This is a genomic window from Nocardia sp. NPDC050712, assembly GCF_040654295.1.
In the GTDB taxonomy this organism is placed as follows: domain Bacteria; phylum Actinomycetota; class Actinomycetes; order Mycobacteriales; family Mycobacteriaceae; genus Nocardia.
This window is the reverse complement of the sequence record NZ_JBFAHT010000003.1, coordinates 54,354-68,487: the sequence shown is the minus strand read 5'-3', so window position 1 is coordinate 68,487 and position 14,134 is coordinate 54,354. Positions and strand designations below refer to the sequence as shown.

At 68.9% G+C, this 14,134-nt stretch carries 12 protein-coding genes; 4 read left to right on the top strand and 8 right to left on the bottom strand.

Annotation, left to right across the window (positions count from 1 at the left end; translation table 11 throughout):
* The 3 genes from AB0H76_RS20810 to AB0H76_RS20800 are packed head-to-tail and all read left to right on the top strand — an operon-like array spanning position 1 to position 2,852.
* Positions 1 to 1,071, top strand: coding sequence for an MCE family protein (locus AB0H76_RS20810; protein ID WP_357326370.1), 1,071 nt, complete (start codon positions 1 to 3; stop codon positions 1,069 to 1,071).
* Positions 1,068 to 2,246, top strand: a complete 1,179-nt coding sequence (locus AB0H76_RS20805) for an MCE family protein (RefSeq protein WP_357326367.1) — start codon at positions 1,068 to 1,070, stop codon at positions 2,244 to 2,246. The genes AB0H76_RS20810 and AB0H76_RS20805 overlap by 4 nt, the downstream gene beginning before the upstream one ends.
* 12 nt (positions 2,247 to 2,258) lie before the next feature.
* A complete protein-coding gene (locus AB0H76_RS20800; protein WP_357326364.1) occupies positions 2,259 to 2,852 on the top strand; it encodes a hypothetical protein in 594 nt (197 codons plus the stop codon).
* A 6-nt stretch (positions 2,853 to 2,858) separates the two neighbouring features.
* Here the strand turns inward: AB0H76_RS20800 and AB0H76_RS20795 are convergent, their stop codons facing one another.
* On the bottom strand, positions 2,859 to 4,091 hold the full coding sequence (locus AB0H76_RS20795; protein WP_357326361.1) for a TetR/AcrR family transcriptional regulator: 1,233 nt from the start codon (positions 4,089 to 4,091) through the stop codon (positions 2,859 to 2,861).
* Between the two features lie 116 nt (positions 4,092 to 4,207).
* The gene (locus AB0H76_RS20790) at positions 4,208 to 5,449 is read right to left on the bottom strand and encodes a TetR family transcriptional regulator (RefSeq protein ID WP_357326358.1); all 1,242 of its coding nucleotides are present in this window, start codon (positions 5,447 to 5,449) and stop codon (positions 4,208 to 4,210) included.
* A gap of 113 nt (positions 5,450 to 5,562) precedes the next feature.
* Here AB0H76_RS20790 and AB0H76_RS20785 point away from each other — a divergent pair, with 113 nt between their 5' ends.
* Positions 5,563 to 5,934 (top strand): hypothetical protein, encoded by a 372-nt coding sequence (locus AB0H76_RS20785; protein WP_357326355.1) that lies wholly within the window; start codon positions 5,563 to 5,565, stop codon positions 5,932 to 5,934.
* 1 nt (position 5,935) lies between these two features.
* Here AB0H76_RS20785 and AB0H76_RS20780 read toward each other — a convergent pair whose 3' ends face one another.
* From AB0H76_RS20780 to AB0H76_RS20755, 6 genes are all read right to left on the bottom strand, one after another.
* Positions 5,936 to 7,882: an acetoacetate--CoA ligase gene (locus AB0H76_RS20780; RefSeq protein ID WP_357326353.1), complete on the bottom strand. Its 1,947-nt coding sequence runs from the start codon at positions 7,880 to 7,882 to the stop codon at positions 5,936 to 5,938.
* A 21-nt stretch (positions 7,883 to 7,903) separates the two neighbouring features.
* Complete coding sequence (locus AB0H76_RS20775) at positions 7,904 to 8,701, bottom strand: CoA ester lyase (RefSeq protein ID WP_357326351.1); 798 nt, start codon at positions 8,699 to 8,701, stop codon at positions 7,904 to 7,906.
* On the bottom strand, positions 8,698 to 9,168 hold the full coding sequence (locus AB0H76_RS20770) for a MaoC family dehydratase (protein WP_357326348.1): 471 nt from the start codon (positions 9,166 to 9,168) through the stop codon (positions 8,698 to 8,700). The genes AB0H76_RS20775 and AB0H76_RS20770 overlap by 4 nt, the downstream gene beginning before the upstream one ends.
* A complete protein-coding gene (locus tag AB0H76_RS20765; protein WP_357326346.1) occupies positions 9,165 to 10,325 on the bottom strand; it encodes an acyl-CoA dehydrogenase family protein in 1,161 nt (386 codons plus the stop codon). The genes AB0H76_RS20770 and AB0H76_RS20765 overlap by 4 nt, the downstream gene beginning before the upstream one ends.
* The gene (locus AB0H76_RS20760) at positions 10,322 to 12,355 is read right to left on the bottom strand and encodes an acetyl/propionyl/methylcrotonyl-CoA carboxylase subunit alpha (protein ID WP_357326343.1); all 2,034 of its coding nucleotides are present in this window, start codon (positions 12,353 to 12,355) and stop codon (positions 10,322 to 10,324) included. The genes AB0H76_RS20765 and AB0H76_RS20760 overlap by 4 nt, the downstream gene beginning before the upstream one ends.
* A gap of 85 nt (positions 12,356 to 12,440) precedes the next feature.
* Positions 12,441 to 14,057, bottom strand: a complete 1,617-nt coding sequence (locus AB0H76_RS20755; RefSeq protein WP_357326340.1) for a carboxyl transferase domain-containing protein — start codon at positions 14,055 to 14,057, stop codon at positions 12,441 to 12,443.
* Positions 14,058 to 14,134 lie beyond the last annotated feature (77 nt).

The following is a 14,134-nucleotide window of genomic DNA, read 5'->3' as shown; positions in this document are numbered from 1 at the left end:
GTGACGCTGCTAGTAGCGAGCACGATCGGCGGTTGCGCGGTGACCGTCGACAACGTGCCGCTGCCCAAACCGGGCATCGGCGCGCCCGGCTACACCATCCACGCCACCTTCCGCGACGCGCTGAATCTGCCCGACCGCGCGCACGTCAAGATCGGCGGCACCGACGTCGGCGTGGTCACCGGCATCGACACCCTCGACTTCGTCGCCGATGTGGAAATGCTGATCCGCGAGGACATCCGGCTGCCCCGCGGCACCATCGCCGAATTGCGCCAGGCCACACCGCTGGGCGACGTCTTCATCGCGATGACGCTGCCCGCCGCACAGCCGAACGCCGAGATCCTGCGTGCCGGTGACACCATCGGCACCGAGCACACCGCCGCGGGCGCGTCGGTGGAGCAGCTGATGGTCTCGGTGTCCATGCTGCTCAACGGCGGCGGGCTCAATCAGGCCGCGAAGATCACCGCCGAGATGAACTCGATGGTCGGCGGGCGCGCACCGCAACTCGCGCATCTGCTCACCGAACTGAGCAGTGTGATCGGCGCGCTCAATCAGCGCACCGGTGATATCGACAGCATGCTCAGCGGCATCACGGTGCTCACCGGCGAACTGGCCGCGCGCAAGGCCGAGCTCGGCCAGGCCGCCGACACCTTTCCCGGGCTGCTCGGGCTGTTCGCCGCGAACAATCGGGATATCGCCCAGCTGATCAGCAAGGTGTCGGTCACCATGGCCGCGCTCGGCGACTTCACCCGGACCACCGGACCGGAGTTCGTCAGCCTGTTCGACAGCATCCAGAAACTGATGTCCGGATTCACGCGGATGGGTGACGAACTCGGCCAGGCGCTCGAGCGATTCGATCAGCTGTATCCCTCCGTCATGGCCTCCTTCCAGGGGCCGGCGCTGTCCGTGGCGGCGACGGTGTCGTTCCTCAGCGTCGGCGCGCTCACCGATCCGACGGGCAGTCGCGCACCCGAGCTCGGTGACGTGCCCGCGTTCATCGGCAGCCTCGCGCAGGTGCTCGAGAAGGTGCTCGGGCGGTTGCAGAGCCCGCCCCAGCAGGGCGGTCCGCGATGAGGATTCCGCTGTGGGAGTGGCTGGTCGGCCGGCGCATCGCGGTCGCCAATCTCGGGCTGGTGCTGGTGCTCATCCTCGGTTCGACCTATCTGGCCGCGGCGGTGCTGCGCTTCGATCCACTGGCGAACTCCTATTCGGTGACCGTGCAGCTGGCGAATTCCGGTGGCCTGCTGCCCAACAACGACGTCAGCTTCCGGGGCGTGCGGGTCGGCCGAGTCAGCGCGGTGCGCGTCTCGGGTGCGGGCATCGCGGCGGTCGCCGAAATCGATTCCGGCGCCAAGATTCCGGTCGGCGGCGTGGTGGCGGTCGGGCGGTTGTCGGCGGCCGGTGAGCAATATTTGGACTTCCGGCCCGACGCCGACACCGGCCCCTATCTGACCGACGGCGCGGTGGTGGACATGTCGGCCACCAAGACACCGGTCACCGTGCAATCGGTGCTCGCGAACATGAGCGGCCTGATCGGCGGACTGAACCCGGATCGGCTCGATGTGATCATCGACGAGCTCGACAAGGCGCTCGCCGGCGGCCCGGATCGACTGCGCAACATGATCTCCGGGATCAGCCGGGCGATGGCGGGCCTCAACGACCTGCTGCCGCAGACCCGCCAGCTCATCGAGAACCTCGCGGTGATCGCCGAGACCACCTCGCATGCGCAGCCCGACCTGAGCACCCTGACGACCGGCGCGGGCGCGCTGTTCGAACAGCTCACCGCGGCCGATCAGGAGGTGCGGGAATTCCTGGATCTGGCGCCCGGCCGGCTGGCCACCGTGGGCGGTTTCATTCAGGACACCCAGGATCCGATCACCAATCTGGTCACCAACTTCGTCGCCATCACCAAGGCGGCGAAGCTGCGCGCCCCGGCCATCGCCGCGCTGTTCCCCGCGCTGCGCGAGGGCACGACCGCACTGGGCATCCCGGTGTGGGACAACAAGTTCCATACCCTTGTCGATCCCTGGCCGCGGCCCACCTGCGACTACGACACCATCCCCGTCGTCCCGACGCTGGCCACCACCGACACCCGGGTGCGGCTCTACAACTACTGCGTCACCGACAATCCCGCTCTGCAAGTGCGCGGTTCGGCCAACGCGCCCCGGCCCGCCGTGCCGGACAACGGTTCCGGACCGCCGCCCGGCGTCACCGGCAACGAACTCTCCCAGCCCGTCCCCGGCAGATAGGAACGACAACCCATGACCGAGACCGTGTCGCTGGACAAGGACGTCACGCCCGAAGCGGCGAAAGCCGAAGTGGCAGCACCGGTAACGCGGCAGCCGAGGCTGTCGCCACGGCAGCGCACCCTGGCGGTGCGTGCCACCGCCGCGGTCGCGCTCGGCGCGGCCGTCGTCTCTTCGATCTATTTCTTCCTCCAGGATCGCCAGGGCGACAGGCTGATCCAGGCGCGCGCGGAGGCCCAGGCCGCCGCCTGCAAATACGCGCCGATCCTGTCCGACTACGACGCCAAGAGCCTGGACACCTACTTCGCGGCCGTGCTCGACGGCGCCACCGGTGATTGGAAGAAGCAGTTCGGCGACACCAGTAAGGACCTGAAAGAGGTGCTGGCCCAAGGCGAAGTGGTGTCCAAGACGACCGACGTGCAATGCGCGATCAAGTCCGGCGACGAGCGCTCCGCCGAAGCCATCGTGGTCATCGGCCAGACCATCACCAGCCTCGGCACCCAGGGCAAACCCGCACCCGGCCAGCTGTCGATGGTGCTGCGGCTGGAGAAGACCGACGGCAAGTGGCTGGTCAACAAGGTCGACTCACCGCTGGCACCAGCGCAGTAGCAACGATCAGGCGGTCGCCGCCCGGCCGAACAGGATGACCTGCATCAGCCGAATCACCCTGGCCCGGTCACAGATCGGGTTACCGGGGCCGAGCCACTGCCCGAGGTCGACGACCAGGGCCAGCGCGGCGTGCACCAGGACCCGGGCCTCGGCGGTGCTGAGTTCGGGGCGCACACCGACCACCAGCTTGGCCCATTCCTCGACATTGAGCCGCTGGATATTGCGCAACACGGTGCGATCCTCGGTGGGCACGTTGCTGATCTCGGCGTAGTAGACGAAGGTCAGCTGGCGTTCGGCGAAGGAGCCCGTCACGTACAACTCGATCAGCGTCGTGAGGGCCTGCTCCGGGCCGTTTGCCGCGGCGATGGCCGGGCCGATCGCCGCCGAGACCCGGTCCGCCGCACGGCGGAACGCCGCCGCGAGGATGTCACCCTTGCCGCGGTAGAACCGATAGACCGCCGAGGAGGCGGGCAGTCCGGCGGCGGTGGCGATGTCCTCGACGCTCACATTGGGGTAGCCGCGCTCGTGGAACAGTTCGATGGCGCGCTTGAGCAGCAGCTCGTGCTTGAAGGTCAGCGGAACCTCGGCCGCGCCCGCCGGTTCCGGGTCGCCGATCGGCGGCAGCTCGGCCGCGAAGACCGTCGCGCAGGCCGACCGCAGCAGGGCCGCCATCGAGCGGGCCGGTACCGAGACGTGGTGATCGGAGATGCTGCCGATCACGCTCAACGCCGCGGTCGCGAGCACCGCGCGGTCCGCGCCGCTCAGGCCCGCGCGGGTTTCGGCGAGCAGTTCGCCGAGCACGGCATAGGTGCGGACCAGGTGCTCGATCAGGACCCGGTAGTCCTCGGGCTCCAGATAGCGGCTCTGCCAGCGCAGCAACGCGGCGCTGCGGCGATTGGTGATCGATTTCGCGATCAGGGCGTCCACGACGTGCTGAAGCTGTTGTGCCGCAGCCGATCCCGTGAGTTCCGGCGGGATGCGCACCGCCTCCGCGCTGTGCGCGCTCAACCGCAGCGCCTCCTCGCGGAACAGGGCGTACTTGCTCGGGTAGTGCCGATAGAGCGCGGTGGAGGTGATGTCCAAGCGGGAGGCGATGTCCTCCATGCTCACGCCGTGGTAGCCGAGCGCGCCGAACGCCTCCGCCGAGGCCGCGGCGATCTGGGCCCGCCGGTCGCGGGGCCGCCGACGCACTCGCGGCGGGTCACCTGCGCGCGCGGTGCGGCGATTCTCGGCACTCATCCCGCGATGCTATCGCACGTTTGCATTAGGAACCGTGCGTTACAAGAAAGCAATAACACAGCTCAGAGCTTGGAATCTTAGTAACGATGTCCAAAGAATCACCGTTAACATTGCCGCTATATGTCGTGGTCTCCGAACAGCACGAGCTCCATCAGCGCGCACACTCGAGCCGGTCCGGCGAACGGCTCGGAATCGAACGCCCGGCCCAGATCCACCACGAGCGCGAACGCCGCGTGGATGAGGAACCGCGCCTCGGCGGGCGAGAGGTCGGGCCGCACCTCGCGCAGCAGCCGCGCCCACTCCTCGACGCTGAGCCGCTGGATATTGCGCAGCACCGTGCGGTCCTCGGGCGGAACGTGCTGGAACTCCGTGTAATACACGAACGTCAGGTCGCGTTCGGCGAACGAGCCGGTGACGTAATGGGTGATCAGCGCGCGCAATGCCGCTTCGGGGCTCTCCGCCGCGGCGACGGCGGGGCCGATCGCGCCGGACACCCGCTCGGCGGCGCGCCGGAAGGCCGCGGACAGCAGATCGGATTTACCGCGATAGAACCGGTACACCGCCGAAGCGGCGGAAAGGCCTGCGGCGGTCGCGATTTCCTCGACGCTGACGTTCGGGTAGCCGCGCTCGTGGAACAGCTCCACCGCCTTGCGCAGCAGCAGCTCGTGCTTGAACGAATCGGGGATCTCCACGGCGACAAGCGGTTCCGACACCTGAGCGGGCGGCAGGTCGGCGTTGGCCACCGTCCAGCAGGCCGAACCCAGCAGGCGGGCAAGCTGTTTCGCGGGCAGCGCGGCATGATGATCGGCGATGCTGGTGATCGTGCTCAGCAGGGCGACGCGCAGCAGCCGCCGGTCGTCGTCGGCGAGATCGGGTCGCAGCGCGGCCAATTGCGCGCCCAGGGCGTCGAGCACCTTCGATTGCAGCCCGGCCAGGATCTCCTGATCCTGCGGCTCCAGGTAGCGGCCCTCCCAGCGCACCAGGGTGACGCTGGCGCGGTTCTCGATGGTAGCGCCGATGAGCGACTCGATCACCTGGCGCAGGCGCTGCTCGGCCGGTGCCTGCGCGATCTCCTCGGGCAGGCGGACCGATTCGCTCATCGCGTTGCCGACGCGCAGCAACTCCTCGCGGAACAGCGCGTATTTGCTCGGGTAGTGCCGGTACAGCGCGGCCGAGCTGATGCCGAGGCCGGAGGCGATGTCCTCCATGCTCACGCCGTGATAGCCGAGCGAACCGAACGCCGCCGCCGACGCCGCGGCGATCTGCGCGCGCCGGTTCTTCGGCCGGCGCCGAACCTCCCGCGGTGCCGGGTCGCCGCTGACCGCCTTACGCGCCGTACGGCGATTGTCGACACTCATGCCGCACATGGTATCGGCCTGCTCCGGGCCGGGATTTGCCCAGGTCGCCGAGCACGGCCCGACAAGGTTCGCCTTGCTAACATTACGTCTCGCTCATTCGCTAAGGACCTGATGTGCAGAAGCTCTTCTTCGGCGTCGCCGTGGTCGCCACCACACTGAGCCTCGCCGCGTGCGGCGGCGATATCGCGGCCGCCGCCCCGGCCGCGTCCGACCCGCCCGCCCCGGTCAGCACGGTCGCCCCCAGCATCGCGCTCGACCCCGCCGCCATCATCATGCTCGACCCCGACGGCGACCGCTGGAACCGCGCCCGCACCATCCGCGAAGCCCGCCAGCTCGCCGAATCGGTCCGCGAAGCCGGCGCCGAACTCCCCGCCAACTTCTGCGAACAGGGCTACATCGAAGGCATCGAGGGCGGCGGCCGATTCCCCTCCGGCAAAGCCGCCTGGCTGGACGCCTGCGAAGAAGGCGTCCGCCAGGCCGGTTGACCTACTGTGCGGCCGGGCGCACCTGCGCGTACCAATCCAGGAGGTCTGGGTCGTCGACGGCGCTGCGTTCGACGACGCGGCCGGGGTCGGCGCCCTGGAAGAGTTTCTTGATCGGGACTTCGAGTTTCTTGCCCGTGCGGGTGTGCGGGATGCCGGGGGCGAGCAGGATTTCGTCGGGGACGTGGCGGGGGGAGACCTCGGTGCGGATGGTGCTGTTGATGCGGGTCTTCAGGTCCTCGGTGAGTTCGGTGCCGGGGGTGAGGGTGAGGAACAGCGGCATCCAGTAGCCGCCGTCGGGTTGTTCGGCGCCGATGACCAGGGCCTCGGTGATCTCGGGGAGCCGTTCGACGGCCTGGTAGATATCGGCGCTGCCCATGCGGATGCCGTGCCGGTTCAGGGTGGAGTCGGAGCGGCCGTGCACGACGACGCTGCCGTGCCCGGTGATCTCGATCCAGTCGCCGTGCCGCCAGACGCCGGGGAACATGTCGAAATAGGCGTCGTGGTAACGGGTTCCGTCCGGATCGTTCCAGAAGCGGATCGGCATGGACGGCATCGGCTTGGTGATGACGAGCTCACCGACCTCGCCGCGCACGGGCTTGCCGTCCGGATCGAAGGCATCCAGGGCGGCGCCGAGGAACGGCGCGGACAGCTCACCGGGCCAGACCGGTACGGTTCGCACCCCGCCGATGAACGCCGACACCACGTCGGTGCCGCCGCTGATCGACGAAACCTGCACGTGGTCACCGATGTTCTCGCCCAGCCACAGCGCCGTGGCCGGCGGCAGCGCGGATCCGGTGATGCCGACAGTGCGCAGCGCGGTCAGATCGTGCGCGGTGCGTGGCACGGACCCGGCCTTGATGCAGGCCAGCGCGTAGCCGGGGCTGGTGCCGAGCACGGTCGCGCGAACCTCGGCGGCCATGCGCCACAGCGCGTCCGGGCTCGCATGGGTGGGGCTGCCGTCGTAGGTGACGATGCTCGCGCCCACCAGTAGGCCGGCGATCTGGAAGTTCCACATCATCCAGCTCGGGCTGGTGTACCAGAAGAAGGTGTCCTCCGGTCCGATATCAGATTGCAGCGCAACCGCTTTCAGATGTTCGAGGACGACGCCACCGTGACTGTGCACGATGCCCTTCGGCAAACCCGTTGTCCCGGAGGAGAACACGATCCAGAGCGGATGATCGAAGTCCAGCACTTCGGTCTCGATGACGGCCGCGTTGTTGCCGGTGTCGGCGACGGCCTCGGCCCAGGCGATGGTCTCGGGGACCGCGAGGCCCAGTTGGGTGATCGCCACCGTGGCCCGCACGGTGTCCAATCCGGCTTGCAGGGCGGCGATGTCGTCGCGCTTGTCGTGGGCCTTGCCGCCGAAGCGGTAACCGTCGGCGGTGATCAGCACGGTGGGTTCGAGCTGGCCGAGCCGGTCGAGCGCGGCCTTGGCGGAGTAGTCCTGCCCGCAGGCGCTCCACACCGCGCCGATACTCGCCGTGGCCAGGAAGGCGATCACCGCCTCGGGGATATTGGGCAGGTACCCGGCCACCCGATCGCCGGGCCGCACACCCAGTTCGCGCAGGGCACGCGCGAAAGCCGCTACGCTGTCGATCAATTCGGCCCAGGACACCTCACTCGGATCGGCGTCCTCGTGCAGCGCGATGATCGCCGGGCGATCGGTGCGGAACTGCCGCACGATCTGATCGGCGTAGTTCAGTTTGGTGCCCGGGAACCACTGTGCCCCCGGCATGTCCGTGCTCGCGAGCACTTCGCCGTCGATCGCGCCGAGCTCGAAGTAATCCCACAGCGCGTGCCAGAAGCCGGGCAGGTCGTCGACCGACCATTGCCACAGCGCCTGGTAGTCCGGCGTGGCTATCCCGGTTCGCGCCTCGGCGAAGCGAGCGAAGTCGGTGACCCGGGCGTTGGCGATATCGGCTTCGGTGGGCACCCACTGGGGTTCCATGGCACTACCTTTCTCAGCGTTTCAGCGTGCGCGCCGCAGGACCTGCTCGGCGTGCCGCAGGACAGGTGCGTCGACCATCCGGCCCTCGAACGCGAAGACCCCGCGATGGTTCGGCACCTCGGCGAGTACCCGCCGGGCCCAGTCCGCCTCGGCCTCCGACGGCGCATAGGCCGCCCGGATGACCGGCACCTGGCTGGGATGGATCGCCACCTTGGCGTCGAAGCCCACCGCCACCGCGTCTTCCGACTCGGCGCGCAGCCCGTCCAGGTCACGAATATCCAGATACACCGAGTCCAGCGCGAACTTGCCGTAGGCCTTGGCCGCGAGCAGCGTGGTGGATCGCACGTGCCGGGCCACGTCGCGGTAGCTGCCGTCCGCGTGCCGGCTGGCGGTGCCGCCGAGCCCGGCCAGCAGATCCTCCGCGCCCCACATCACGCCGACGGCATTGTCGACGTGCATGATCTCGGTGACCGTCAGCGCGCCCAGCGGCGACTCGATCAGCGCGATCACCTCGCACTGCGCGAGACCCCGGACCTGTTCGCCCGATTCGCATTTCGGCAGCATGACCCGCCGATACCCGGTTTGCGCGAGCGCATGCAGATCGAGGGTGTGCTCCTCGGTACCGTACGGATTGACCCGCACCACCGTGGTTTCCGGATCGAGCGGGGTGTCGGTGAGCGCCTTGCGCGCCGCCGCCTTGTCGCGGGCCGCCACGCCGTCCTCCAGATCGAGGATGACGACATCGGCTGCCGCGGCGGCTTTTTCGAAGCGCTCCGGACGATCGGCCGGGCAGAACAGCCATCCGGGCCCCGTGCTCATGCGGGCCGCTTCCGGACCAGCGTGCTGCGGGTGGCGGTGGCCACGATGTCGCCGTGCTGATTGCGCGCGGTGTGCACGAGTGTGACGATCCCTTCGCCCGGGCGGGACTTGGATTCCCGCTTCTCGGTGACCACGGTCTCGGCGTACATGGTGTCGCCGTGGAACAGCGGCTTCGGAAAGCCGACCTCGGAGAACCCGAGGTTGGCCACCAGCGTGCCCTGGGTCAGCTGCGCGACCGACAACCCGATCAGCGTGGACAGGGTGAACATCGAGTTCACCAGCCGCTGGTTGAACGGCGGCTGATCGTCGGCGAAGGCCGCGTCCAGGTGCAGCGCCTGGGTATTCATGGTCAGCGTGGTGAACAGGACATTGTCGGCCTCGGTGATGGTGCGCCCGGGCCGGTGCGCGTAGACCGTGTCGGTCTCGAACTCCTCGAACCAGAGGCCGCGCTGCTCCACGGTTTTCACAGTCCTAGCTCCCGACCGATCAGCATCAGCTGAACCTCCGTTGTGCCCTCGCCGATTTCCAGGATCTTGCTGTCGCGATAGTGCCTGGCCACAGCGTATTCGTTCATGAAACCGTAGCCGCCGAAGACCTGGGTGGCGTCGCGGGCGTTGTCCATCGCCGCCTCGCTGGCCACCAGCTTGGCGATGGCGGCCTGCTTCTTGAAGGGCTTTCCGGCCAGCATCAAGGCGGCGGCGTCGTAGTAGGCGGTGCGGGCGGCGTGCGCGCGCGCCTCCATCCGGGCGATCTTGAAGGCGATGGCCTGGTTGCGGCCGATGGTCCGGCCGAACGCCTCGCGCTCCTTGGCGTAGCGCACGCTCTCGTCGACGCACCCCTGCGCCGCGCCGACCGCCAGCGCGGCGATCGCGATCCGGCCCTCGTCCAGGATGCGCAGGAAGTTGGCGTAGCCGCGACCGCGCTCGCCGAGCAGGTTCTCCTCCGGGACGCGCACGTCGGTGAAGCTCAGCGGGTGGGTGTCGGAGGCGTTCCAGCCGACCTTGTTGTAGGCGGGCTCGGCGACGAACCCGGGGGTGTCGGTGGGCACCAGGATGGTGGAGATCTCCTTCTTGCCCTCGCGCACGCCGGTCACCGCGGTCACGGTGACCAGGCGGGTGATGTCGGTGCCGGAGTTGGTGATGAACTGCTTGCTGCCGTTGATGATCCAGTCGCCGCTGTCCACGGTGGCGGTGGTGCGGGTGCCGCCCGCGTCGCTGCCCGCGCCGGGTTCGGTCAGGCCGAACGCGGCCAGCGCGCGACCGGAGGTCAACTGCGGCAGCCACTCCTGGCGCTGCTTGTCGTTGCCGAAGCGGTAGATCGGCATCGCGCCCAGGGAGACGCCGGCCTCCAGGGTGATCGCCACGCTCTGGTCGACCTTGCCGAGTTCCTCCAGCGCAAGGCAGAGCGCGAAATAGTCGCCGCCCATGCCGCCGAACTCTTCCGGGAACGGCAGCCCGAACAAGCCCATCTCGGCCATGCCCGCGACGACCTCGTACGGGAAGGTGTGGTTGGCGTCGTGCTCGGCGGCGACCGGGGCGACGACCGACTGCGCGAAATCGCGGACGGTCAGGGCCAGGTCGCGGTAGTCCTCGGGCAGCGTGCCGGTGGATAGGAAGTCGGTCATACGGGAAGTCCTTCTGGTGCGGAGCTGTTCGGAACGATGACGCGGGCCAGGGGCTGATCCAGGCGGACCTGCGCGCCCGCGGCGACGAGAATTTCGACGGTGCCGGCGATCGGCGCGGTGAGCGTGTGCTCCATCTTCATGGCCTCGACAACCACGATCGGCGCCCCCGCGTCGACCGAGGCACCGGGCTCGACGAGGACGGCGATCACCGAACCCGGCATGGGGCTGCGGATTTCGGCGTCGGTGACCTGCTCGCCGTCCTTACGGACCCGTTCCTCGGGAGCTTCGCGCAGCATGGCGACGCCGGAGGGGCCCGAAACCCACAGCTGTTCTTCGTGTTCGGCGATCCGGTAGTCCTGACGCAGGCCGTCCAGCGTCAGTTCCAGGCGGCGATCGGAGCCGGGAGATGTGAAAGAAGCGGTGAGAGACAGTGGCTCGTCGCCGTTGAGGTGGACCGAGGCATTGCCGGGTGACCCGGTGAAGTGGACGTGCTCGGTGCGGTCACCACTGGTGAGCCGGATCGTGGTGGGCGCGGGGGAGCCGAGCCGCCAGCCGGTGGGCAGGTCCCACGGATCCGCCGCGCCGCTGGGCCAGTTCCGCAGCCAGTGGTAGGCCGCCGCGGCGACGAACAGGTCGGGCCCGGCCACGGCGGGCCGGAAATCGCCGACCCGGCGATCCAGCAGCCCGGTGTCCAGGCGGCCCGCCGCCACGTCCGGATCGGCCAGCAGGAAACGCAGGAACTCGATATTGCTGGTGAGGCCCAGCAGCACGGTATCACCCAGTGCCCGATCGAGTTTCGCGATCGCCGCGGCCCGGTCGGGTGCGTGCGCGATCACCTTGGACAGCATCGGGTCGTAGTCGCTGCCGACCACGGTCCCGGCCCGCAGGCCCGAATCCACCCGGACCCCGGCGCCTTCCGGCTCCGACAGGTCCAGCACCGTGCCGCCGGTGGGCAGGAACCCGCGGCCGGGATCCTCGGCGTAGACCCGGGCCTCGATGGCATGCCCGGTCATCCGGATGTCCTCCTGGGCCACCCCGAGCTTCTGCCCGGCCGCCACCCGCACCTGGCATTCCACCAGGTCGACACCGGTGACCAGCTCGGTCACCGGATGCTCCACCTGCAGGCGGGTGTTCATCTCCATGAAGAAGAACTCGTCCGGCCGGTCCGCCGAGACGATGAACTCGACGGTGCCCGCGCCGACATAGTTCACGCTGCGGGCCGTATTGCAGGCCGCCGCACCGATTCTGGCGCGGGTCGCGGCGTCCAGCAGCGGTGAGGGAGCTTCCTCGATCACCTTCTGATGCCTGCGCTGCAAGCTGCACTCGCGCTCGCCCAGATGCAGCACGGTGCCGAATTCGTCGGCCAGCACCTGCACCTCGATATGGCGCGGCCGGGTGACGAAGCGCTCCAGGAACAGGGTGTCGTCGCCGAAGGCGGAGGCCGCTTCGCGGCGCGCGCTCACCAGCGCGGCCGGCAGCTGGGCCGGATCCTCGACCATCCGCATACCCTTGCCGCCGCCGCCCGCCGACGGCTTGACCAGCACCGGATAGCCGACTTCGGCGGCCGCCGCGATCAGGTCGGCGTCGGTGAGGCCGGGCCGGGCGATGCCGGGCACGACAGGGACGTCGAACGCGGCGACGGTGTTCTTGGCGGCGATCTTGTCGCCCATGATCTCGATCGCTCGCGCGGGCGGACCGAGGAACACGATGCCGGCGGCGCTCAGTGCGGCGGCGAAAGCGGCGTTCTCAGAGAGGAATCCGTAGCCCGGGTGCACGGCCTGGGCCCCGGTGCGCACCGCCGCCGCGACGACCTTGTCGATGGACAGGTAACTCTCGCGCGCGGGCGCCGGGCCCAGCCGCACCGCGGTATCGGCCTCGTGCACGTGGCGGGCGTCCGCGTCGGCGTCGCTGTAGACCGCGACCGAGCGAATTCCCATGGCGCGCAAGGTCCGGATGACGCGCACCGCGATCTCGCCGCGGTTGGCGACCAGCACGGTGTCGAAGCCGACGGGGTGAGAATTGTTCAGCATGTCGCTCACTTCCGCGCCTCGCTGGCGCTCGGCTCGGTCGTGCGCGACGGCGCACTGTATCTTTGGTTCACTCGCTGACGCTCCTTCACATCCGGAAGACGCCGTAGGAAACAGGTTCGAGCGGCGCTTGCGCGCACACCGAAAGGGCAAGTCCGAGCACGGTTCTGGTGTCGGCCGGGTCGATCACGCCGTCGTCCCAGAGCCGGGCGGTGGAGTAGTAGGGGTTGCCCTGCTGCTCGTACTGATCGCGGATCGGCGCCTTGAACGCCTCCTCGTCCTCGGCCGACCAGGGCTGCCCGTTCGCGTCGAGCTGGTCGCCGCGCACGGTGGACAGCACCGAGGCGGCCTGCTCGCCGCCCATGACCGAGATGCGCGCGTTCGGCCACATCCACAGGAAGCGCGGCGAATACGCGCGCCCGCACATGGAGTAGTTGCCCGCGCCGTAGGAGCCGCCGATCACCACGGTCAGCTTCGGCACCCGCGCGCAGGCCACGGCGGTCACCATCTTCGCGCCGTGCTTGGCGATGCCGCCGGCCTCGTAGTCGCGGCCCACCATGAAGCCGGTGATGTTCTGCAGGAACAGCAGCGGGATCTTGCGCTTGTCGCACAGCTCGATGAAATGCGCGCCCTTCTGGGCGGATTCGGCGAACAGCACGCCGTTGTTGGCGATGATCCCGACCGGGTGCCCGTGGATGCGGGCGAAACCGGTGACCAGGGTCTTGCCGTACTCGGCCTTGAACTCGTGGAAATCGGTGCTGCCGTCGATGATTCGCTCGATCACCGCGCGCACGTCGTAGGGCGTGCGCAGATCGGCCGGGACGACGTCGTAGAGCTCGGTTTCCGGCGCGGCGGGCGCGGTGACGGGCAGCACGTCCCACGGGCTCGCCGGGCGCGGCCCCAGCGTGGCCACGATCCGGCGCACGATGCGCAGCGCGTCCTGATCGTCCTCGGCCAGATGATCGGTGACTCCGGAAGTGCGGGAGTGCAATTCGCCGCCGCCGAGCTCCTCGGCGGTGACGACCTCGCCGGTGGCGGCCTTCACCAGCGGCGGGCCGCCGAGGAAGATGGTGCCCTGATTGCGCACGATCACCGCCTCGTCGCTCATCGCCGGGACGTAGGCGCCGCCCGCGGTGCAGGAGCCGAGCACCGCCGCGATCTGCGGAATGCCCGCGGCGCTCATGGTCGCCTGGTTGTAGAAGATGCGGCCGAAATGCTCCCGGTCCGGGAACACCTCGTCCTGGTGCGGCAGGAACGCGCCGCCCGAATCGACCAGGTAGAGGCACGGCAGGTGGTTCTGCAGCGCGACCTCCTGGGCGCGCAGGTGCTTCTTCACCGTCATCGGGTAGTAGGTGCCGCCCTTGACGGTCGCGTCGTTGGCCACGATCACGCACTCGCGGCCCGAGACCCGCCCGATGCCGGTGATGATGCCCGCGCCGGGGCACTCGTCGCCGTACATGCCGGTGGCCGCCAGCGGCGAGAGCTCCAGGAACGGGCTGCCCGGATCGAGCAGCTGGTCCACCCGCTGCCGGGGGAGCAGCTTGCCGCGCGCGAGATGCCGCTCGCGGGCCTTGGCCGGGCCACCGAGCGCGGCCGCGGCCAGCCGCTCGCGCAGGTCACCGGTCAGCGCTTCGAGTGCGCGGAGCTTACCCGCCCCGCCGGCTGCCGTCCCCGAAGGGTTTCCCACCTGTTGAGTAAGCACCATCACTGAAGTCCTGTCGGTCAGTTAGTCGCCGATAACTGGAATTCAGGTTAATGTTGATTAACCGAGTTGTCCAGGAC